General features: G+C 39.0%; 16 protein-coding genes and 1 pseudogene. 4 read left to right on the plus strand and 13 right to left on the minus strand.

What is annotated here, in order from left to right:
* Nucleotides 1-12: 12 nt before the first annotated feature.
* From UABAM_RS34115 to UABAM_RS03925, 4 genes and pseudogenes are all read right to left on the minus strand, one after another.
* Nucleotides 13-942: pseudogene (locus UABAM_RS34115) on the minus strand (L-tyrosine/L-tryptophan isonitrile synthase family protein); the annotation flags it as partial.
* 209 nt (nucleotides 943-1,151) lie between these two features.
* Nucleotides 1,152-2,108 (minus strand): coiled-coil domain-containing protein, encoded by a 957-nt coding sequence (locus UABAM_RS03915; protein WP_151966692.1) that lies wholly within the window; start codon nucleotides 2,106-2,108, stop codon nucleotides 1,152-1,154.
* A 476-nt stretch (nucleotides 2,109-2,584) separates the two neighbouring features.
* Nucleotides 2,585-3,067: a hypothetical protein gene (locus tag UABAM_RS03920; RefSeq protein WP_151966693.1), complete on the minus strand. Its 483-nt coding sequence runs from the start codon at nucleotides 3,065-3,067 to the stop codon at nucleotides 2,585-2,587.
* Nucleotides 3,068-3,182: 115 nt separating this feature from the next.
* A complete protein-coding gene (locus tag UABAM_RS03925) occupies nucleotides 3,183-4,688 on the minus strand; it encodes an ankyrin repeat domain-containing protein (RefSeq protein WP_151966694.1) in 1,506 nt (501 codons plus the stop codon).
* Between the two features lie 111 nt (nucleotides 4,689-4,799).
* Between UABAM_RS03925 and UABAM_RS03930 the strand changes: the two genes are divergently transcribed.
* Both UABAM_RS03930 and UABAM_RS03935 read left to right on the plus strand, forming a co-directional pair.
* A complete protein-coding gene (locus tag UABAM_RS03930) occupies nucleotides 4,800-6,524 on the plus strand; it encodes a redoxin domain-containing protein (RefSeq protein ID WP_151966695.1) in 1,725 nt (574 codons plus the stop codon).
* Nucleotides 6,525-6,835: 311 nt separating this feature from the next.
* Entirely contained in the window at nucleotides 6,836-7,099 is a 264-nt protein-coding gene (locus UABAM_RS03935; protein WP_151966696.1) for a hypothetical protein, read from the plus strand.
* Between the two features lie 82 nt (nucleotides 7,100-7,181).
* Here UABAM_RS03935 and UABAM_RS03940 read toward each other — a convergent pair whose 3' ends face one another.
* The 6 genes from UABAM_RS03940 to UABAM_RS03965 form a co-directional block, all read right to left on the minus strand.
* Nucleotides 7,182-8,936, minus strand: coding sequence for a sphingomyelin phosphodiesterase (locus UABAM_RS03940; protein ID WP_151966697.1), 1,755 nt, complete (start codon nucleotides 8,934-8,936; stop codon nucleotides 7,182-7,184).
* Between the two features lie 198 nt (nucleotides 8,937-9,134).
* Entirely contained in the window at nucleotides 9,135-10,499 is a 1,365-nt protein-coding gene (locus UABAM_RS03945; protein ID WP_151966698.1) for a C2 domain-containing protein, read from the minus strand.
* 42 nt (nucleotides 10,500-10,541) lie between these two features.
* Nucleotides 10,542-11,726, minus strand: a complete 1,185-nt coding sequence (locus UABAM_RS03950) for a serine/threonine protein kinase (protein WP_151966699.1) — start codon at nucleotides 11,724-11,726, stop codon at nucleotides 10,542-10,544.
* Between the two features lie 22 nt (nucleotides 11,727-11,748).
* The gene (locus tag UABAM_RS03955; RefSeq protein WP_151966700.1) at nucleotides 11,749-12,063 is read right to left on the minus strand and encodes an ATP-dependent Clp protease adaptor ClpS; all 315 of its coding nucleotides are present in this window, start codon (nucleotides 12,061-12,063) and stop codon (nucleotides 11,749-11,751) included.
* 26 nt (nucleotides 12,064-12,089) lie between these two features.
* A complete protein-coding gene (locus tag UABAM_RS03960) occupies nucleotides 12,090-12,692 on the minus strand; it encodes a type II secretion system protein GspG (RefSeq protein WP_151966701.1) in 603 nt (200 codons plus the stop codon).
* A 12-nt stretch (nucleotides 12,693-12,704) separates the two neighbouring features.
* A complete protein-coding gene (locus UABAM_RS03965; protein WP_173013122.1) occupies nucleotides 12,705-13,241 on the minus strand; it encodes an RNA polymerase sigma factor in 537 nt (178 codons plus the stop codon).
* A 164-nt stretch (nucleotides 13,242-13,405) separates the two neighbouring features.
* Here UABAM_RS03965 and ftcD point away from each other — a divergent pair, with 164 nt between their 5' ends.
* Nucleotides 13,406-14,878 carry a glutamate formimidoyltransferase gene (gene ftcD / locus UABAM_RS33305; protein ID WP_173013123.1) on the plus strand — a complete coding sequence of 491 codons (1,473 nt, stop codon included), beginning with the start codon at nucleotides 13,406-13,408 and terminating at the stop codon, nucleotides 14,876-14,878.
* A gap of 182 nt (nucleotides 14,879-15,060) precedes the next feature.
* On the opposite strand, the gene UABAM_RS03975 is transcribed toward ftcD, so the two are convergent.
* The 3 genes from UABAM_RS03975 to pruA form a co-directional block, all read right to left on the minus strand.
* On the minus strand, nucleotides 15,061-15,654 hold the full coding sequence (locus UABAM_RS03975) for a DUF6655 family protein (protein WP_151966703.1): 594 nt from the start codon (nucleotides 15,652-15,654) through the stop codon (nucleotides 15,061-15,063).
* A gap of 157 nt (nucleotides 15,655-15,811) precedes the next feature.
* The gene (locus tag UABAM_RS03980) at nucleotides 15,812-17,983 is read right to left on the minus strand and encodes a dynamin family protein (protein WP_151966704.1); all 2,172 of its coding nucleotides are present in this window, start codon (nucleotides 17,981-17,983) and stop codon (nucleotides 15,812-15,814) included.
* A gap of 151 nt (nucleotides 17,984-18,134) precedes the next feature.
* Complete coding sequence (pruA, locus tag UABAM_RS03985) at nucleotides 18,135-19,763, minus strand: L-glutamate gamma-semialdehyde dehydrogenase (protein WP_151966705.1); 1,629 nt, start codon at nucleotides 19,761-19,763, stop codon at nucleotides 18,135-18,137.
* A 107-nt stretch (nucleotides 19,764-19,870) separates the two neighbouring features.
* Between pruA and UABAM_RS03990 the strand changes: the two genes are divergently transcribed.
* A complete protein-coding gene (locus UABAM_RS03990) occupies nucleotides 19,871-21,529 on the plus strand; it encodes a HEAT repeat domain-containing protein (protein WP_151966706.1) in 1,659 nt (552 codons plus the stop codon).
* The last annotated feature ends 208 nt before the right edge of the window (nucleotides 21,530-21,737 follow it).

Below are 21,737 nucleotides of genomic sequence, written 5' to 3' on the forward strand. Positions count from 1 at the left end.
TAAATTTTCCGCTTCACTACGTTTGAGCAAAACGAAACCTTCATTGGTATCCACAGCAACTCCATGCCAGGGAGTCATCCAACTCTCATTACCTACGAGACGAATGCCCAGTTTTTTGGAACCGCAGGTTTGAGGATGTATGGACAAACGAACCGCTTCAGGAAAGTATTCTGCGATCAGTTCCCCCCAGGCGTTACTTTTACGGATCACTTCGCAAGCATTGGCGCGAGCTTCTTTTTGAAGAGATGCACGACTTCTCGTTTGTCCAGGTTTGAGAGAGTCTTCAAATAAAAAGCGTGTGATACCGCAGTACATGCGCAATGCTTCTTGCTCTTCGGGGGTTGCGGATGTTTTTTTTCCACCGCGAATTTTCTCTTTCAGCGATTCGAGCGATCTTCCATAGCGCGTCATTAGTTCTTTGCGCATTAGGTTAAAATCAAAATCGGTGTAATAATGGTCGAGGTTAAAAGTGGATATGTCTGTAAGGGACATTTCCTGGATGAGTTTGTCCAATTCGGTTTGGTACTGTGTAACATCACTTTCTCTCATGCCAATGACATCACTAAATACTCTACCATCGGAACAAATAATTATTTTAATTCCCGGGGAATAATATTGTTTTATTTTTTGACAAAGGTTTCCCAAAAATTCAAGAGCAAGTCTCTCTGCATAATCAGGTAAAACACCCAATACTTTTTCAAGGTTGGGAGATTTTCCTGGGAAAGCAGGTAAAACAAAAGTAACTGGTTTTCTTTGTTCCACACATGAAAGAATTTTTGGTAGAAAAAGCGTCGTGCATTTTGGACATTGAGGGCCACCACATGGCTCGCTTGATCTTGGAATACGGCGAAATTCCATTACCTCTGCCAATATTTTTGTAGCGGTCTCTACAACAGAATCAGGTAATGTTTTGGAATGGGTTGCACTTGATTTGCTGTCCATCGTGTTCTCCTGTGTCTAACGCATCAAATTATTTATAAAGATTGTAGAGTTAATTGCATGATATTTATTCATTATAACGAAAACTTAGTATAAGAAAATTCAATTACAACTATTATTATCATAAGTGAAATTTATTATTAGATTCAACTAAAAAAGGGAGGACGTTATCGTCCTCCCTTTTTTGTTCGCGATGCGTTATTTTGTAAATATTAGCTGGGGATGATGCTGATGGTATTGGTAGATATCGAGTGCAGTTTGACGTTAACTCCACTTGAGCGTAGAGTCTTTTTCACTTGGCGAAAAATTTTCTTCAGTGAATTTGGTTTCTGTATCGCGACATTTACCACCATATTTCCGAAATAATCGCTGTTGTGGTTCGCTACTTTCCATCCCGCGTTTTGCAATGTTTTCACAATTTTCTTACCTTTGTAATGCGGAAAGATTTGATGAAATTGCAATTTGACAACTTGACCGACATTCGCATTGCAAGCGGGCTTTTGCCCTAAATTTATAGGTGTCTGGGGTACGCATGTATTTTTGGATTTTAAGGTAGCATTTTCTTTTTGTAGACAAACTACCTGTTCTTCGAGAACCTGTACTTTTGCGAGGGCACTCTTACATTGTTTCTTGAAACCATTTCGTTCTTCGCAGACACTTGTATACTGTGAGCGAAGATCTGCTAGTTTTTTGTGGGTATTTTTGTACTTTGTTTTGAACACATTGTTATTCTGAAGCTGATGACATTTACTCTTCCATTCGTCTCGTTCGCTACATACGACACTATACGCATTCTTTACCTGAGCAATTTCTTTACAAGCGTTGTTGTACTTATCTTCGTAGCTTGTCGCATGCGTTTGCAGTTCATGAATGGTTTGTGCCAGTTGCTGCTCTTGTATTTGAAGTTGATGAACGGTTTTTGCCAGTTCTTGTTTTTCACATAAAACGGCATCGTATTGTTTTTGCAACTTTGCATTTTTCTTTTCTAAAAGCGTAATTTGACATTGTGCCGCGTTGTTGGTCGCCTTTGCTTGCTTCAGGGCATGTGTTAATTGCCAAATTTGCTTTTTGAGTACTTTGTTTTCAATGGCGAGTTTGTAATTGATTCCACCAGCGAACAAATGACCACAGCTCACAATAACTAAAATAATAAATATAGACTTTTTCATAGTGTTCTCCTTTGATCCGATGAGTATGGTGCCGATCTATACCAAAGGGGCTAAAAATTTTAGGTAAGGATGGCAAGATCGCTCGTATAACTCATCTAGAAATGATTTCAAAAAACATTCATGATTATGCCAGGGGTTTAATACAACTTGTGTGCCAAACGAAATTTTTTCTGCAAGAATTGCGTTGTATGCCCTGTATATCAAAGAGAGAAAAAATTTTACTCTTGCGACATAAGCAAAAAATATATGAAAGTCTGTCTCGAAAAAGAGACACAAGTGAAAATTTGTGGGTACACTAGGGCGTGTCATCAATTAACCTTTACTTACTATTTAGCCCTTATAAATACTAGCGTCGTTGCTCCGTATTTAAATAACCTAGCTATGATGCATTCGGAGCGCCTAGCTAGAATTTACAATGACTTTAATATTAAACAAACTTTAATTGATGACACGCCCTAGTACAAAATATTCATGGACTACTCAATGTTAAGATGACTAGCTTGCGTTTTAACATATTCAAAAATTTGCTGTGCATTGGCTAGCGATATACTAATTTGGTACTGATTACTTTCATGGTAAAGAATAATCATATACAGGGTTCCCTCGGCAGGTATGCCATCAGAAAGACGAATTCTTTTTGGTTTTTCCTGACCCTGCATTATTTGGAAATATATTTCCTTTATTTTTTTAGGATCATTGTTTAGACAATGAATAAATTCTTTACCGCGGCGATCATTTACGTACAGACCAACATAAATCAAAAAAAGCCCCAAGATAACAAAGAGAGGTGTGATGGTGTAAAAGGCTATCGTAGCTCCCCAGGAAAGATTTTGCAGAAAAGATGCCGAACTCAAAGAACGTAAAAAAAGGGCAGAAATAGATAAACAAAAGAAAAATATCCCCATATACCCGAGGTTTTTTGTCGTTTTACGGATATCATTCATCAATGCTTCTTGCATATGTTTTCTCCAAATAGTACTTTATTATTGTTTTTATTATTAAAACAAAATGAAAATATAATGAAAAGTGCAAAATGACATTTGGCGAAAAAATATAAGATTTTAGTTAAATCTATCACTTTTTTGAGTGCGATTTTAACAACGACACTACTTCTTGATCATGAGCAATTTCCTGTGGTGTGTCGCCGTTATCATCTATAGGACTAGGGTCTGCTCCGGCATCTAGTATAATTTTAATCGTTTCTATACTACCAAAGCGCACTGCTTTATGAAGAGGTGCATCTCCTTCACTATTTTGTATGTTCACATTGACTCCTGCACGAACGAAGAAATCAATCAACTCTGTTTCATCGTCATAAAATAGGTGGTATAAGACATTTTCGTTTTCGTTATTTAGGGCATTTATCTCCGCACCTGCGTCAATGAGTACTTGAGCGATTTCTATATGAGAGGTGTAAAATAAAGGTGTTTGTCCATGTTGATTGCGTTGGTGAACAGAAGCACCATTTTCAATGAGTAATCGCGCTATTTCGGGACTTGCGGCATAAAATAGTGGTGTATCCCCATCGTTACTAATGTTGACATCTGCGCCATTATGCAATAAATATTGCACCACTTCGAGATTACCTTGTCTAAGTCGTTGGCAATTTCCCCAAGCAACAGCATATCTCAAAGGACTCCAACCAAAACGATTGAGGGAATTCACATCAACACCTTGTTCAATAAATGATTGCAATGCTGATAAATTTCCTATTTCGGCAGCTTCGTGAATGTTCTGGGCAATTCCACGGCTTTTTTGACTGAGTTGGATGGTGTGATCTGACATAGTTTCTAGATACTCACACCACGACTCGTCACCATTCCATTTATCCACATAAGAGTATTTTTGCTCGTCGCTAAGATGATTCCAAAAAGGCCGAAAAATACCATGCCACCAATCTTCGCCACTGCCCATTCTCCAGTTGATACTACCAGCTTTGTAGCCCATAAAGGTAATCCATGGTGGATAAACTTCTTCAAAACGATTGGGATAAAGGTAAAGTTTTTCTAAATTAGGGAGTTTTAATATCGCCTCAGGTAATTCTGTCAGCTGATTGTGCTGTAGATTCAAATAGCTTAATTTGATCCATTTTTGTAGAGAATTTGGTAGATTTTGAAGTCGGTTGGAATGCAAATCTAACTCTTGTAAATGGTTTAGATTCCCCAATTCCAATGGAAGATTTTGCAGAAGGTTTCTATCTAAATAGAGGTATCGCAAGTAAGAAAGTTTGCCAATTGTTACAGGAATTTCGCGAAGTTGATTATTCGACAAACGCAACTCTTCGAGGTAAAGAAGATGACCGATTTCTTGCGGGAGAATTTCTATGTTGTTGTGTTGTAATTCCAGAAATGTGAGAGAAGACAGTGAAAAAATCCACGGCGGTATGCTTGTTAAATTCGCATTGGAGAGGTCAACAGATACTTCACCGCGAAACGAACAATTGTCAAATGTAACATCCGTAAAATTTTGTGCTTGCTCTTTGTCTATTTCTGACGTTTCTAAATAAAAAGTACAACCCATGTATTTGGTATTTGGACGTACATATCTAAGAGATTTACCTTTGACTATTTTTTCTGTCATGTTTTCTCCATGGTTTTGCGATGGAAATTAAAGTCATTTTTTTACGGGATGTGCTATAATAAATGTAACTCTATGTCTGCAATAATATAGTAAGTTTTGGAGAGGACCAAAATGAACAAGACTATTATACCGCTCGCTGTATGTATTATTATAGTGTATTCCACATTCTATGTAAAAAATACTCCGCAACCAACAATAAAACAACTCGCCACAGTGGAAAATTTTGCTCTTCTTGATCACAATGGTGAATATCACGAACTCTTTGAATATAAAGACAAAAAAGCGCTCGTTTTATACATCCATGGTGTGGGTTGTCCCATTGTGCGTCACAACCTCCAAGACCTACACAAGTTACAAAAACGTTATCGAGATGACGTTGCGTTTTTAATGATCAATGGCAACATCCAAGATGAAATAGTGGATATTCGCGAAGAGGCCACATCCTTTGCCATTTCACTTCCCATCTTAAAAGATTACAGTCAGAATGTGATTGAGTTATTGCAGGTAAAACGCACCGCGGAGGCCATTGTTATTAATCCTCAGAGCTGGGGAATTATTTATCGTGGTCCGGTAGACAATCGTGTGGATTATGAAAAACAGAAATCATTGGCAACAAGGCAATTTTTGCATGATGCAATATTAGCAACTCTGGTAAAGCGACAACCAAGAGTATCAAAACTAGATGTAAAAGGTTGTGCGATTACCTACTACAAAGAAAAGCAGGTTTCTTTTAACAAAGAAGTGGTTCCCATTTTAAAAAAGCGTTGTGTGATATGTCACCGCAAAGGTGGGGCAGCACCATGGTCGATGAATAGTCACAAGAAAGTTCATGGTTGGTCGGAAATGATCCGCGAAGCAGTTCTAACAAGACGCATGCCACCATGGCCCGCTGATCCGGAAGTGGGAAGCTTCAAATCCAGCCATCAAATCTTTCCCGAAGAAAAGCGCAAGTTGCTGACATGGATAAAGCAAGGATGTGCTTTAGATGGTGAAGACACACTGAAAAGTATGACCTCTGTTCGCGAAGAAGAAGAAAAGCCCGATTTGATCGTGACCATCCCTACGCAAAAAATTCCGGCAACAGGAGTGGTGGACTATAAGTATATAAATGTGCCCACGAATTTAAAAAAGGACATGTGGGTCAAAAAAGTGAAAGTCATACCAGGTAGTAAGAAAGCAGTGCATCATGCCCTGGTGATGACTATTTTTCCAAGACGCTTGAGACATTTACAACCACAATGGAGAAATGGAAGTCGTGGTTTTTTCGCCATTTACGTTCCTGGGTACAATCCACAAAATTTTCCCGAAAATTCCGGGCAATTTCTCCCGAAAGGCACCACATTCCAATTCCAAATGCACTACACTCCCTATGGAAGAAGAACTACAGATGCCACACAAATGCACATATACTTTCACGACAAAAAACCACAAAAAGTATTGAAAATGAGCAGTGTGATCAACGCGAGGTTTCGCATACCACCCTTTGCGCAAAACCACCGCGTGCAAGGACGTTACACTTTTCGCGACAACGTAACACTATACGGTTTGTACCCACACATGCATTACCGCGGACGCCAAGTAAAGATGGAAGCGATTTTTCCCAACGGTAAAAGACAAACACTGTTGTCAGTTCCCAAATACGAATTCAATTGGCAATACTCGTACTATCTACAAAAGCCATTAAACCTACCCAAGGGTACCACAATCCGCATGTACGGAGTTTTTGATAACTCTTCGCGCAATAAATACGACATAGATCCCTCACAGACCGTAGGTTGGGGAGAGCAAAGCTGGGATGAAATGTTCATTGGTTACTTGCAATATAGCAAGTTGTAGTGTATTTGTTTTGTGTATAGGTGCCCTCACCATCGCCTTGTAAGAAACGGAAGATGAGAGATTCGTTTTCCGTATTGATGCCCTCACCATCGTCTTGTAGATTTCAGCTACGCTGAAAGCAACAAGCCTCATGCCTCTCCCACGGGGAGAGGCATAACACGTCTTAATGTGCTTCCAATCGTTTTACTCTGAGCCGCTTTACATACAGCCGTAATCGATCAATGTAACAACGCTATACTAGCGTTTTGCAAATCAAGTGAATTTAGTTTTTTACAAAAGAGAAGCATTACGCCTCTCCCTGTGGGAGAGGCATGAGAATTAAGGCTTTTAGCGAAGCTAAAACCTTAAATTCGATGGTGAGGGCACCAATACGGAAGAAGAATCTCTCATCTTCAGTTTCTCACAAGGTGATGGTGGGCACCAATACGGAAGACGAATCTCTCATCTTCAGTTTCTCACAATTCGATGGTGAGGGCACCAATACGGAAGAAGAATCTCTCATCTTCAGTTTCTCACAAGGTGATGGTGAGGGCACCAATACGGAAGAAGAATCTCTCATTTTTCGTTTCCCATAAGACGATGTATTTGGAGTGGTAAAAGGAGAACAGCGATCCCTGTCGTACTACAACAGGGATCACTGAAGCAATAGACGATTGTCTACTTAGTTTGCAGTTTGTTGATTACAATGTTGAGAACTTTTGGGTTTTTCCAGTAAGAGTGAGTTTTTACCATATCGGTAACTTCAATATTGACCACATTTTCTACTGTACGTTGTCCCAAGTCTGCGCCGACAAGTCCCATTGCATTTTTTTGTGCTCTAGCGATTGCTTCGACAACTTTGCTTTCGAAGGCATTTAAACTACGGTTGTCTTTATTTTCCCATAGTTCGCGCATTTTGGCGATGCGTTCTTCGCCATTTAGCTGTTGCCACTCTTGAGGAATTTCGCCATCGCGGCCGAATAGCCAGTGGTATGCTGCGTACAAATAACCCAATACGAAATCATTTTTTGCAAAAAAGATCCAATTTTTTTGCGGAATGTTGTTTGTGCCTTTGAATTCGTTTAAGTAAACGTCTTGGTGAACGCCAGGGCAAAAGTTAAAGCACTGTCCCCATTTAATGAAGCGAGAACTGTTTTGCTTCAAGGCACTAAAGGTAACGCGATTTCCCAGACTACTGCTCATGACATGAACACGACGTTCGTCACTGCCATACCATCCAGAAATTTCAGTAAGTAGGTGACTTAAGTACTCACCAGCTTTGTTGGCGTGCTTCATACCTTTACCGAAATCGAGAACGATATTACACGGCCATGAAAAACCAACGTAGTTGTATTTTCCGGTTTTGGTTTGCATCACTTTATTGATCGCCGTATACGAGTCTTTTGCACTATCAAAAGTGTTGAAAAAACCGTGAACCATAACGATGGTGTCGAGTTGTGGATCAAAGTCGCTTTGTACGTTACTTAAGTCCATATCCGCAGGCGAATCGACAAATTTGTTGTTGCCTTTGTCGCAAGTGACCATATTTACCTGAGGATAATCAAACGCTTGCGCTGGATCTACAATTTCCACTGTTGTTTGTACTGCGTAGTGATCAGACATGAATTTGGCGTCTTCCACAGGATTTTTCATTGGGAATTTGTTGACCAAACACTGTTTTACACGTACTTCATTGTCGGGATCATTTAGGAATATGTAGTCGATACGCTTTGGTTTACCGCCACTCAGTGGATTTTCCTGCCCGTTTGTTGTGTAGCCGGGAGATTTGTGCAGTGTGCGGAAGAGATCACGTGGATGTTGAAAGATATCCAGCATCACATTGTATTCGTCAAATGCGTCTCTTACGTTGAAGTCTCCCATTAGGAAAGTAGGTCCTGTGGAATTTTTCTTCACAAGCTCTTGCATTTGCTCTAGTTGTGTTTTTCTTTCGACGTGGTAATCTCTACCTGCTTGCGCATGTGTCAAAACTACTTCAAACTGTTTGCCGCTAGGAAGCTCAATGCGTGCAAAAATAGCACCTTTGTCAGAGAAGTAATCCCAGTTGTTGGCTTTACGGTAGATAATTTTTTCGTGAAAAACGATGGGGTAGCGACTAAAAATCATGATACCACCGTTTACCACGTGACGACCTTGTTGTCGCTTAGGTGGTTGTATTACGTGAGGGTGAGTGTCACTGAGAAGTTCGGTCCACTCTTTACGCAGTTTGTTATCAAAAACTTCGCAAAGACCAACGACATCGTAAGAACGAACTGCTTCTGACAACTCGGCAAATCTCTCTGCTTTGTAATCAAACCATCCGACAGGATCAGGGCGTAGATATACATTGTACGCCAAAAGTTTTACTTCTTCTGCTGCCGCAGGAACGGTAAAACTTAACATCAACACTACAAGTAGTGCCTTGTACCATTTCATTTCTAACCTCCTGGTTATTTTGTATTTACAACAAAATGTATGTTCCTAACAAGTTGCAACTCAAATGTATTGTTACAAAGTGTTTAGAATCAGTAAGTATTTTTATTAGTATATCTTATCGAGGGGGAAAAGTAAAGAAATACTACTGTAGTGTGGGTGGCATAAAAAAATTTTGTAAAATCGTCGAACACGAATAGTTTACTTTGCCATAAAGGTAAGCGTTAATTTTTCGACAGAGTTGAACTGAATATCGCGAAAGCCTTTTTTTATATCACTTTCTTTGATGGTGATCATGATGGTACCTATTTCATCGTTTTTTCGCGAGTCATCATCGTATACGTTGATGACAAGCACTTGTCCCTTTTTTGCCACAATAGGTGTTGCGTAATTCCATTTTGGTTGTAAGGAATTACGCACGATAGATGTTGTATACTCTTTTTCGCTACCAAACTCTTTTATGGTGGCATAGCTATCAGGGGCTGTGGTTTTGCCCCAGCCAAAATCCCATTTTTTGCCGTTGGTCTTTTGTATGAAAATTTTGGCACTTGTCACATGAATAAGATAACTTTTGGTTATTTTTGGGACATCTTCCTCGCGCGGCTTTTCCGTTTCACTTGGTTCGCTATTTTCATCTGGATTGTTGTCGTTTGTTTCTGTTGTAGTGTCTTGTTTACGGTCCGTGTAGGAAAATTTATTTTCAATGACAAGTGATTTGAGAATATCTTCTAAATGTACACTCTTTTTTTGGTAAAAATATGCCACCGCATAGGCGCGCCTACCTCTTATACAAAAGAAAATTTCGGCGTATCGGTAACGCAAAGGAAAACTCTTGTCGCGTATTATGTAAAAATATTGTTTTCCAGGAACGGATGTCTGTGGCTTTTTGATGACCCGCGCATACACGTGGTGAGGAAAGAAAATTCTCTGGATCTTTTCGATGGTGAGATGAAGAGGTACTTCAAAAGGTAAAATTTCCATATAGACTTGCATAGAGAAAAAAGGAGATATGCGGTAGAAAATTGTTTTTTTATCTACCGTATTTGTGAGTACTTCTTTTTGCCATTTGGGGTCGATGCTGTATTTTACCGCAAAATTTTTATGGTATTCTTCCACTGTGGATGGATTGACTTTTTTTACGGTAAATGATTGGGCCGAATTTTGTAGCATTTGCGCATATAGTTTATCGCTAAAACAATACAGCACGACATATAGTTTGTCTTCAAATATGCAAAAAAATACATCGTAGAATTGCGTCGCAGTCTTGTAGGTAATTGCAGTTCCTGATGCGTGATTCACCATGTGTGACTTTTGTTGTACTTTGCTATACACTTGTTGGGCAAATAGGATGTTTTCGATTTTGGCAATTTCTTCCTCGATGTTACTCGTTACGGGGTAATGACGAAAATCCACGTAGTTGCTATTGTTTATTTGGTACATGTTTGCAGAAGAATTTTTCCACGATGCCTGCACTTTGAAGGAAAAATGGGCAAAATCCTTTGTCACCCATTGTGTGTCATTGGCATACACAAAAACACTAAGTATGATTATCACAAAAAATCGCATTATGTACCTCTAAAAAAGGGCTATTCATCTCGCATCAAGTTATTAATTTGACGTAACATTTGCCAGCGCTTCGTCAACTTCTTCCATCGTTTGGTAACGATGTTCGCGATTTTTATGTAACATTTTTTCTATCACGTCGCGAATATATTGGGGAACTTGTTTCTCGGCAACAGGCCACGAGACTTCTTCGTACATTTGTGCACGCATTACCTCGTGATCGTCTTCCCCATCAAAAGGCGGATCTCCCATTAACAAGTTATAAAAAATGATGCCCAAACTATATATATCTGAGCGATGGTCGATTTCTGGGGTAATTATTTGTTCTGGTGACATATAAGCAGGTGTTCCCAAAGCAATACCTTCGGTAGTTAAACTAAAATCTTCCGGTCTTTTGGCGATGCCAAAGTCTATGATTTTTATTTTTTTTTCATGACGATTGTATAAGACATTTGATGGTTTTAAATCGCGATGAATCAATTGAACCTTATGGGCTGCGGCCATACCTTTGGCAATTTCGCGTATTAAAAAAGTACTTTCTTCCAGCGAAAAAAAGCCTTGTCGTGCTAGATGCCTACTGAGATGTTCTGCCTCAAAAAGCTCCATGACAATGTAATAATATTCATCGTCGAGTTGGCGAGCGTACATCGCTTTCACTATATTTGGATGGTCAACTGCCATTAGATACTTTGTTTCGCGATTAAATCGTTTCATGTCATTGTTAAATTGCGCCTTGAGTATTTTGATCGCAACTTCTGTGGTCCCATCGCTTGCTTTGTACACGGTACCGCTGGCCCCACAACCCAAAGTTTTTTTCACCACGTAATTATCAATTTTTTTTCCCACGGCTTGGTTACTTTTGTGTTCGTCTTTGGTAACGATACTTTGTGGTGCACTATTCACTGCATTGACTAAATTTAACATGGATACAGGCTTACAAAATAAAGCGTATACTTGCTTGGGGAGATTTTTTCTAACAATCTTGACATTTTTTTTGTCGCTGGTAATCGCGACAATAGGGGTATTCTTGTTTACTTTTAATATGTGAGTTAATATCGACGCGTCGTTTTCATAAATATCTATATTGGCGACGATTACATGCGGGCGTTGCAGCAAAATTCTTTTCACCGCATCCATCATTGTCGAAACGTTGTAAACTCGATACCCCTTAAACATTTCCTGTGGATAATCTTCGCTTTCATAATCTATGATTAAGATGTTTTTTGTCATTGCAATGTCTCTTCATTAAAGACTAAATATCAATTTCTTCCATGGTACACAGTAATGGATAACCTAATTTTTCCGCATATATTTCCACTTGCTGAATACCATCGTTGGCGACCTCATAGGTATAAATTCCCACAATTGAAATACCTTTCATGTGTGCTTCCAGCATGATTTTTCGCGCTTCTTCGTAAGATTTAAAAAATACTTCCTGTAAAACGAATTCCACAAATTCTTGTAGAGTGTAATCATCGTTATGCAGATAGACTCTGTACATTTTGGGACGTTGTAATTTTTCTTTTTTCTGGGTAATTACGATGTCATCCAATTCGTGTTTGTCCATTTTGTCTCCTTTTTCACCACATAAAATTATTTCCAATTGCGAATATCATCTTTGCTGCCGTTGTCATTTTTGCCATTTCGGCCAAAAGAATACAAATCGAAAAAACCTTTATTGTGTTTTCCAGGTACATGATATTCATATGGGCGTCCCCACATGTCGAGCACTTGACCATTGTCGTCGCGTTGGAACAACATCTTTTTGGGAAATAGTTTTTCGGGAATATCACGCAGGGTATTCGGAAATGTTTTATTTTCAGAATAAAAGCGCCATACGATTTTTTCAAGATTTGCTATATGGTGTTGTGGATATTCTTTTTTGTATTCGAATAAAAAAAATAGTAGAAATAGTAAAAATAGTACCATAACCAAAAGAATAAAGACGGTGGAAATAGTCCATTGCATTATTCTTTTCCCGCGGCGATGATTTTTAATGATGCGATCTGCGTATGATACTGATGGCGAAACAGTTGGCAAATTTTGTAGTTTTTGCCACGAACGCACGCTTTCGTCATGATATTTTTTACACTCTGTGCAATGTTGTATATGCTGTTTTACTTTGTTGTTCTCTTCATTTTCCAGCGCGCCAAGTATATAAGCATCTAAAATATCTTTTATTTTGTTGCATTCCATGGTATTGTCCTACTATTCTTCATGCGAAGATAAGATACCCTTTAGTTTTTGCAAAGTGTAGCAGATTCTCGATTTTACCGTTCCGATGGGACATTTAAGTGTATCGGCGATTTCTTCGTATGTAAATTGTTGGTAGAAGCGCAATATAAAAATAGCTCTTTGTTTTTCTGGTAGCGTTTTTAGTGCTTGTTGTACGGCAAGAGCACGTTCTTTTTCTATCGTTTTTTCCGATGGTTCAAATAGGACATTGCTCGCCATATTGAGCGCTTCGTTGTTGTATACAGGTGCGTGCTTTCGTAAATAATTAGAAGCATGATTAGTTGCTATTGCATAGAGCCACGCTCGAAAAGAACTATTTTTTTTGAAACTATCTATTTTTTGAAAAACAACTAAAAAAGTATCCTGGACGATTTCTTCCGCAACCTCGTATTTTCCGGTAAACCGGTATAAATAGTTGAGAAGTGGGCCTTGATATTTTTCCACCAATTGGCGAAAAGCATCGTCGTTACCTCCTATGAAGCTGTGAATTAAATCTTCTTCAGACTGCACGATATTTCCTTATGATTAGAGCGTAAGACAATTGTGTGCAATTATAATTTTTTTATTGTTATTTTGTCAAAAATTGTTTCATATATTTTATACCATCTTTTCGCGGTTTCTAAAAGCTAAATGTATTGACAAAACAACAACAAAATTTTTGTAAAAGTATTCCAATGAAATTAATAGAATGTGTTCCAAATTTTAGTGAAGGTCGTAATCGAGAAATTATAGAACAAATCGTGTCATCTATTGCCAGTGTCGACGGTATATACGTCTTACACTACGATATGGATGCGGATCACAATCGTACGGTGGTCACCTTTTTAGGTACTCCCGAAAACATCGTCGAGTCGGCATTTCGCGGAATTGCGCGAGCGAAAGACTTGATCAATTTAAATGAGCATTGTGGTGAACATCCGCGTTTGGGAGTTACGGACGTATGTCCTTTTATTCCTTACAAAAATGTCACGATGGAAGAATGTGTAGATTGCGCGCAACAACTAGCGAAAAAAGTACATGAAGAATTACAAATCCCCGTCTATTTATATGAAGAAGCGGCGGTAAAACCACAACATAAAAATCTGGCGGATATTCGTTTAAAACAAAAAACACTTACCCCGGATTTTGGCGTAGAACCACACCCGACGGCTGGTTATGTTTGTATTGCGGCGCGTTTCTTTTTAATCGCCTACAATATTAATTTACAAACCCAAGATGTGACTATTGCGAAGAAAATTGCCAAGGCAATACGCGAAAAAAACGATGGTTTAAAGGCTGTGAAAGCTTTGGCATTTGTCTTACAAGAGCGCAATTGCGTGCAAGTATCTACAAATTTAATTGATTACCGCCAAACATCCTTGTTGAAAATTTTTCATGAAGTTGAACGACAGGCAAATGCATATGGCGTACAAATTCTCGACAGTGAAATTGTTGGACTCATCCCTCAAGATGCTTTGCGTAGTGGTATTGTGGAAGAGCTGAAATTGTATCACTTTGTGAATGATAAAGTGATTGAACATCGATTGCAGTCTTTAGAAAGTTACCATCTCAACGTTTTTTTAGAAAAATTATCACTGGCGACACCAAGTCCTGGAGGGGGAAGTTGCGCTGCCCTAACAGGTGCAACAGCTGCGGCTTTGGCGGCTATGATTACTGGAATTAGCATGCGCAAAAGAAAAAACCGCGATCATCTCGAATTCTTACTCGAAAAGCGTAACGAGTTGCAGAAATTACAACGCCACTTAGCGAAGCTGATCGAAGAAGATGCCGGGGTCTATCAGGAGTATCTTAACGCGAAAAAAATGCCGCGAAAGACTGCTGAGGAAAAAAAGAAACATGAAGAGGCCGTAGATTCAGCATTGATCCGCTGTATTCTTGTTCCCTTAGATATCGCGGTAACAAGTCTTGGTGTATTAAAACTGTTACCCATATCATACCTATCGAAAACAACCATGTCCGATGCCGGGATTGTTGCCTCTCAAATTTCCTCGGCGATTGAGGGAAGTATTCTTACTATAAGAGGAAATTTATCTTTTACCAAAGATGAAGATGTTGTTGCGCAGATTCGCAAAGATATACAGGAAATCGAAAAGCAAAGACATGAACTTGCATCAAAAATAATGTGTGAGGTTGAAAAATTCTTGTAAGGTTTGTTTTTTTGCTGACCCAGATACACCATGTTTTTGCGGGGATGACACCATAAAACTGTGTCATTCCCGCGTAAGCGGGAAACCAGCAATATAAAGTGGACTTATAAACGCTGGATCCCGCTTTTGCAGGGATGACACTCGTATTAGTCTTTTAGTTTTGTTACTATTTTACACGAATATTAGTCAGGGTAGATGTCGTTTGAACCATCAAATGGGCCTATGAAAAGGAAAATCCATTGATTGTAATAACTCGATCCCCAAAGATCTCCAGATTTCGAGACAAAAGTGTTATCTTCTGTTTTATAAATCCATAACTGCATTTTGCACCATCCCTGTGATGTATCGCGTCTAAATACACTAAGAGGAGGAGTAATAACTGGTGGCAGTTCTGCTCCAATACCACCTAACGCAACAGGTAAGCCTGGAATACCCAGAGTAAAGTCGCTATCAAAAATACCTAGAGTACCATTGCGTACTTCGACAGTGTAGTCAGAGCCATCCGCCACTACAATGGCTCCTGCAGCAGACAAATGTTCACGTAGTGCGCTTGATACATAAGGTTTATCAACGGCATCATAACGCGAATCGTCAATAGTTATTTTTTTCCCACTAAGACTTTTGTCTACTTTATAATTTTTAATAGCGCGTTCTGCCGCAGTTGAAACAAGAAGTATCTCCGTTGCAGTTCTTGCTGTTGTTGTATCGCGAATTCCACCGATGCATCCCACAAGAGGAAGAATAGCAGATAAGATGATTATAAAACGCGAAACCATTTTCAAACTCCTTTTTTGGACGGAATATCGCCAGGTTCGACGAAATTCCGTGAAATTTCTAAACTTTGTTAAGACACTTGTACACAAAAAATAAACGCACAAGTGTACAATCTAAAATGTATATTCAGGTTATCGATCATTTGAGCAAATTTGGTGCCTATTTTTTTAATTTTCCAAATAAGCCTTTGAATCCTGTGAGAACTTTCTGTACTTTTTGCTGAGAGACATCGTCTTTCTTCTCCATAACAGAAAATTGTTGTTGAATTTGGCTTAGTTGCGCGAGAATATTGCATAACTTCTCGTTTTCCTGGGTCTCATTGCCATTTTCTTTTTGTTCACGAAGCTCTTTTAGAGTCTTATTTACCATTTCAAAGAACTGATTTATACCAGCACTCGCTTGTTCTTTAAAGCTTTTTTTCAAGTTATCAACCGCTGTCGTTTCTACTTCGTCAAGTTTTTTGCGTACATTGCCTTCGAACTCATCAAAAACAACTTTTGCTGGTTTGGTATAAAATTTACCAATGAAACCTTTGCACTTGTCGAGAAAAGGCGCAAAGTGTTTGGCCAAAGGTATGGAAGCGGCAAGACCGATAATCCCTCCGATACTAAGAGCCACAAGGGAGGCTGAGTTTACTCCAACAGCAGGTTTCACAAATGGTTCGAGAATACTCCAGCCAGATCCTCCACAGATACTGGCGACAATGTAAGTAATCCCACCATGAAAAATGAAGTCAAATGTGCGGTCAAGGTAGCCAGCACCGCTTATTTCACCTACGTTGACGGCTCCCGCATTTGTATCGAGAACTATATTTTTAAAAACAGCTTGGTTTTGTAATTGTTCCGAGATTTCACTTTGTGCTGTTTCGGTTATTTTTTCTAATTCACCAACAAATCCTTGGTAGCGTTGTCCGAAAAGTCGGTTGAAGGCAGACACCTGAGATTTTATTTCTTTCAGTTGTCTCTTACTCAGACGATAAATATTTTTCTCGGCATACTTCTGTTTTACTTCGCCAAGCGCTTGATTGATATCATCGTTCATTACTGCGGATTTAAGCTCTCGGTACAATTCAAGTATTTTTAAACTTGCGCGGTCGGCAATCATTTCCGTTAGTTGAATTGTTTTTTGTTGCTGTTGCTCTTCTGCGGCAATATTGCGTTCAATTTCTTCCAAGCTCTGTTGTAGCAAGGTCTGGCGATCTTTTACCATTTTGACAAGGCTATTTAAAATAAGTTGCCCTTTGAGTAAGTAATCGGCAAGCATACTTTGCCCGCGGTGACTAGTTAAAAAACCATAAAGATCTTTTTTGAATAGCATAAAACGGCTATCGTCTAGTCTTTGTTGCTCGTCGGCACTCAAGTTATTTTTTCCTGCACCATTCAAAATATCATGAGCAGTAAGTGCGCACAAACTATAGAGATGGATGTCATGGGCTTTTTTAAATTTCAAAAGTTGCTGCTCGTCTTTATTATCACCTATGGTGCGCAAAATTTCACAATGATCTTCCTCACCATAAACTTCTTTGTTTATTTCGTAAAAGCCTAGCTTGTGAAGATTTTCTAACGTTTGTGCCTCAAGAGGAATCCATGACTCTAACTTATCTTTTGGAAGATTTTGTACGAGAAACGTATTGGGAATATTTTTATGTATTCTTTTGTAAAAACGCAATTCACCTTCGCCAAAAGGAGGGTATGTGGAAACCACTACGGCGACGTGGCACTGCATGACAAAATCAAGCGTAATTTTTTCATGCACACTGTTCACCGCTTCTAAGCCTGGAGTGTCTACAAATACAATTTCTTTTTGCAGTGCCAAATTTGGACAACCATGGCGCACACTGTGAATGCCTTTTTCGTTATCGGGATTGTGACGAAAGTCTATGTATTCATCTTTTAGAGCGGGTTCAATGACTTCTTTTGTACCATTGTCGTAATGTACAGTACATTCTTCGATTTCAGAACTATACGTAAAATTGAGCACGCCTGTAGAAATACGTGTATTCATTGGGGAAATATACTCTCCCGCTAAAGTATTTAGCAGAGTACTTTTTCCGGCTTTAAATCGACCAAAAACACCAAGTAAAAACTGACTTTCTTGTAAGTTATTTGCATAAAAATACAAATTTCTCAGTAAATTCTTCTCTGCCTCTACTAGGTTTTGTTGATTATTGATTTGATGGAGTAGATTTTTTTTGTCTTGAATATTGACATTACCAGAAAAAACGTGATTGGCAACCAAATCGATAAGTCCATAAAACTGCGAAGACAAGGCCTGTCTGCTTTCGTTGAATTCATCGAACATTTTTCCTACTTCAGGAGAACTATCAACCATTTTTTTTCCTTTTTGTTGGTGAAGTCCTTGTCGCAAGACAAGGACTTTACTAGGAGTGCTGGGATAAATTTGTCCAGCAACTTGTCGAATTGTAAGTTGTTAATTGACAAAGTCGTATGTTTGCCGTATAATAGTGTGTAAATATCGTTTTTTAGTTACCGAGAAATGGATAACGATAATCTGTAGGAGGACAAAAAGCCTGTTTGATTGATCGTGGAGAAACCCAACGAATCAAGTTGAGATATGATCCGGCTTTATCGTTTGTACCTGAACCACGACCTCCACCAAATGGTTGTTGTCCTACAACAGCTCCTGTAACTTTATCATTTATATAAAAGTTTCCGGCGCTGTCACGTAAATTTTCATATGCAGTTTCTACTGCATATATATCTGAAGCAAAAATACCTCCTGTAAGACCGTACTCAGAGGTAGAGCCGCAAAGTTCGAGTGTTTCTTCATATTTATCGTCTGCATAGACATAAACAGTGAGAACGGGTCCGAAAATTTCTTGAACCATTGTTTCATATTGTGGATTTTGTGTTACAAGAATTGTCGGTTCTACGAAATAGCCTTTGCTGTTGTCACAGTTTCCTCCAACGAGAACTTCACAATCTTCGGCTTTTTTCGCTCTGTCAATATAGCCAGATATTTTTTGGTAAGAAAGATCATCTATGACCGCACCCATAAAGTTAGAAAAATCCTCTACATCTCCTACTTTAATCGTCGGAACTTCTGCAGTAAGTATGTCCTTTAGTTGTGACCACATACTTTGCGGTATGTATGCGCGAGAGGCCGCAGAACATTTCTGTCCTTGAAATTCAAAGGCTCCACGAATCATCGCTGTTGCAACGGCTTGAACGTTGGCAGATTTATGTACAAACATAAAATCTTTTCCACCAGTTTCGCCAACAATACGCGGATAACTATCGTATAGATCGATATTATTTCCCACAGCTTTCCAAATAGCACGGAAAACACTTGTGCTACCTGTGAAATGAATTCCGGAAAGATGGCGACTTTTGATGACTTCTTGGACAAATTCTGCGCCATCAGCTGGTAACATATTAATAACACCTTTTGGTAGACCAGCCTCTTGCAAAATTTGCATCAAGAAATGCGATGAAAATATCGATTTAGGAGAGGGCTTCCATAGGATTACATTACCCATCATCGCCGGAGCTATACACAAATTTCCAGCAATCGCGGTGAAGTTAAAAGGAGTGATCGCCAGAACAAAACCTTCTAAAGGTCTATATTCTAAACAATTCCAAATACCTTGAGAAGAGATAGGTTGGTCTTGATAGATTTGCTCGGCATACTTTACATTGAAACGCAGAAAATCGATAAATTCACAAGCGGCATCGATCTCGGCTTGGTGACATGTCTTACTTTGTCCAAGCATCGTTGCGGCATTTAAAACGTCTCGGTATTTGGTAGAAATAAGCTCAGCTGCTTTTAAGAAAATAGATGCACGATGATGAAAAGGAGTTGTTGACCATTTTTTACGGGCATTCAAACAAGAATCTATAGCTTTTTGTGCGTCTTGAGTACTGGCATGGTGAAATGTCGCCAAAACATGTTGGTGGTCATGAGGGCACCTTACTTCGCGAATATCTTGCGAGTGGTGAGCTGTGTTATCAATCACCATCGGAATTTCTATTTTTTCTTGCTTTAATTCTTGATACTTTTTTTGTAAACTTGCTCTTTCTTGTGAACCAGGTGCGTAATTTTTCACTGGCTCGTTGTATGGTTGTGGGATATTAAAATTTCCAAAAAGCATGCTGTTTCCTTTAGTAAATTTTTGAATAAAAGTAAATCATTGTGCCATTTTATTCTAAGTGTTTGTTGCTTTCAATTAAAATTTTACTTGTCACTACGGAGAAAAAAATGTCAGAAACCAAAACATTGCGAAGTGTTTTAGGAGAACAAGTGAACATACCTAAATCGTATACGCGTTATTTAGATTGTTCGGTTGTCTCTCAACAACAAAAAAACATATTCATAAAAACTCCAAAAGGGAATACTCTCATTTTTAAAGTAGAGGGTAATTCTTTGAAGAAACTCACAGCAACAAGTCATATGGACATTCAAAACAGTGAAGACAACAATACAATTAATAAAGGCATAAACACATCGACACCAGCATCAGCATCTGTATCCAAAGATGTTAACGACTTGCAAAAACAAATGGAAAGTGTAAAAGATGTAAACAAAGCAATTCCTGACTTACAGAAAAGGATAGAGGCTTTAGAAAAAATTCCACAGCAGGATATTGTCTTTATTAGTAGTAATGAATGGAAGTCTGTGCAAGAACAGCTACAAAAGAATAGCGAGTACCAACAAAAAAACAGCGAGTATCAGCAACAAAACAACGAATACCAGAACCAGAATAGCGAGTACCAACAAAAAATTACGGCACTGGAAGAACGTTTGCTAAAATTAGAAGAGAAACTGTCATTACTTGAAAGTAGTTCTTCGAAATCAGAGACCATGCAAAAAGTAGCGCGTGGATCCGCCAAAGCCGCGGTTGTTGGATCTAAATTTTTATGGCAACACCCACGTGTATTTGCCGGAATTGTTGCCGCACTATTCCTGATGATATGGCAACCATGGTCATATTTCGGTGGGACAGGAAACGAAAACCCGAATGGGTACACCGGCCAAAATTTGGGAAAACGCAACACCAATTACATCATCAAAAAGAACTCTTCCAGTACATCTAATAATACTTCCTCGCGTAAAAGTCAGCATCATAAAACAGAAGATGACGGCAACTATCTCTCTCCACAAGATCGTCGTTATGCAAAAGAAATCAAGGAAGATAATAGTTCGCAACTAAGGGATTGGGTACGTAAACTCAAAGGTCTTCCTCCGAAAGAGCGCGAAAATGAAATTCGCAGTATGGGGAGTTCTACAGATCCTATGACAGGTAAAGTGCTGATTGCGATGCTCGCTGATCCTCAAGTTACCTGGGTGGCTGTTAACACTTTGGGGGAAAAGCGTTACCGCCAAGCGGTACCATTTTTAGTGGAAGTTCTCGAAGATAAGAATCGCGAAGACTATGTACGAGCCGAAACTTGTACTAGTTTGGGAATATTGGGAAATCCTTTTACGGCAAAACTGCTGAAAAAAGTTTTTATGGATACACAAGAAAATGAAGATGTGCGTCTAAATGCTGGATTGGCACTTGGAGTAATTGGAGATGCAAATGTTAGTCCTGATTTACTCGAAGTTGTATTCAACAGCCAGAATCCTGCCATTCGTCAAGCGGCGATCACAACTCTGGGCAAGTTTCAATATCCAGCAGCAATAACTCCCATTACCGATGTAATGAACGCAACAGAAGATATTGATTTGAAACGTGCTTGTATAGATGCGTTGGGGCAGATGAGACGTAAAGCCAATGATGTTGCTCCTACTCTAGTAAATATGCTCGAAAAAGGCGACCCTGATCTTGAGGACAATCTAAAGGCATCTTTGCGCAATCTTCTTTCACGACTAAAGCCGGAGTTGCAAAAGCGAGTTTCGGAGATGATACAGGAGTAAGATAAGAATTTGAGTTGAAATTATACACCAAAGAAACTATAATTTTCCCCTGGGTTACTAAGGCGTATGAAAGGCAAATACGTCTTAGTAATTTTTTATATAGGGCGTGCCATCCATTAAATTTTGTTTAATGAATGACGCGCCCTAGGTATCTTAATTTGAATGCTACTTGACAAGGCGTGTATTATTTTAATGACACAAAACAAAA

The organism is Candidatus Uabimicrobium amorphum (genome assembly GCF_009002475.1).
Taxonomy (GTDB): domain Bacteria; phylum Planctomycetota; class Uabimicrobiia; order Uabimicrobiales; family Uabimicrobiaceae; genus Uabimicrobium; species Uabimicrobium amorphum.

Coding starts and splice junctions, on each gene's coding strand:
- UABAM_RS03955 (WP_151966700.1), bottom strand. CDS start 12,063: ATGGACAAACACGAATTGGATGACATCGTAATTACCCAGAAAAAAGAA.
- UABAM_RS03920 (WP_151966693.1), bottom strand. CDS start 3,067: ATGCAAGAAGCATTGATGAATGATATCCGTAAAACGACAAAAAACCTC.
- UABAM_RS03930 (WP_151966695.1), top strand. CDS start 4,800: ATGAACAAGACTATTATACCGCTCGCTGTATGTATTATTATAGTGTAT.
- UABAM_RS03990 (WP_151966706.1), top strand. CDS start 19,871: ATGTCAGAAACCAAAACATTGCGAAGTGTTTTAGGAGAACAAGTGAAC.
- ftcD (WP_173013123.1), top strand. CDS start 13,406: ATGAAATTAATAGAATGTGTTCCAAATTTTAGTGAAGGTCGTAATCGA.
- UABAM_RS03980 (WP_151966704.1), bottom strand. CDS start 17,983: ATGGTTGATAGTTCTCCTGAAGTAGGAAAAATGTTCGATGAATTCAAC.
- UABAM_RS03975 (WP_151966703.1), bottom strand. CDS start 15,654: ATGGTTTCGCGTTTTATAATCATCTTATCTGCTATTCTTCCTCTTGTG.
- UABAM_RS03940 (WP_151966697.1), bottom strand. CDS start 8,936: ATGAAATGGTACAAGGCACTACTTGTAGTGTTGATGTTAAGTTTTACC.
- pruA (WP_151966705.1), bottom strand. CDS start 19,763: ATGCTTTTTGGAAATTTTAATATCCCACAACCATACAACGAGCCAGTG.
- UABAM_RS03915 (WP_151966692.1), bottom strand. CDS start 2,108: ATGAAAAAGTCTATATTTATTATTTTAGTTATTGTGAGCTGTGGTCAT.
- UABAM_RS03945 (WP_151966698.1), bottom strand. CDS start 10,499: ATGCGATTTTTTGTGATAATCATACTTAGTGTTTTTGTGTATGCCAAT.
- UABAM_RS03960 (WP_151966701.1), bottom strand. CDS start 12,692: ATGGAATGCAACAAAATAAAAGATATTTTAGATGCTTATATACTTGGC.
- UABAM_RS03925 (WP_151966694.1), bottom strand. CDS start 4,688: ATGACAGAAAAAATAGTCAAAGGTAAATCTCTTAGATATGTACGTCCA.
- UABAM_RS03935 (WP_151966696.1), top strand. CDS start 6,836: ATGAGAATTAAGGCTTTTAGCGAAGCTAAAACCTTAAATTCGATGGTG.
- UABAM_RS03950 (WP_151966699.1), bottom strand. CDS start 11,726: ATGACAAAAAACATCTTAATCATAGATTATGAAAGCGAAGATTATCCA.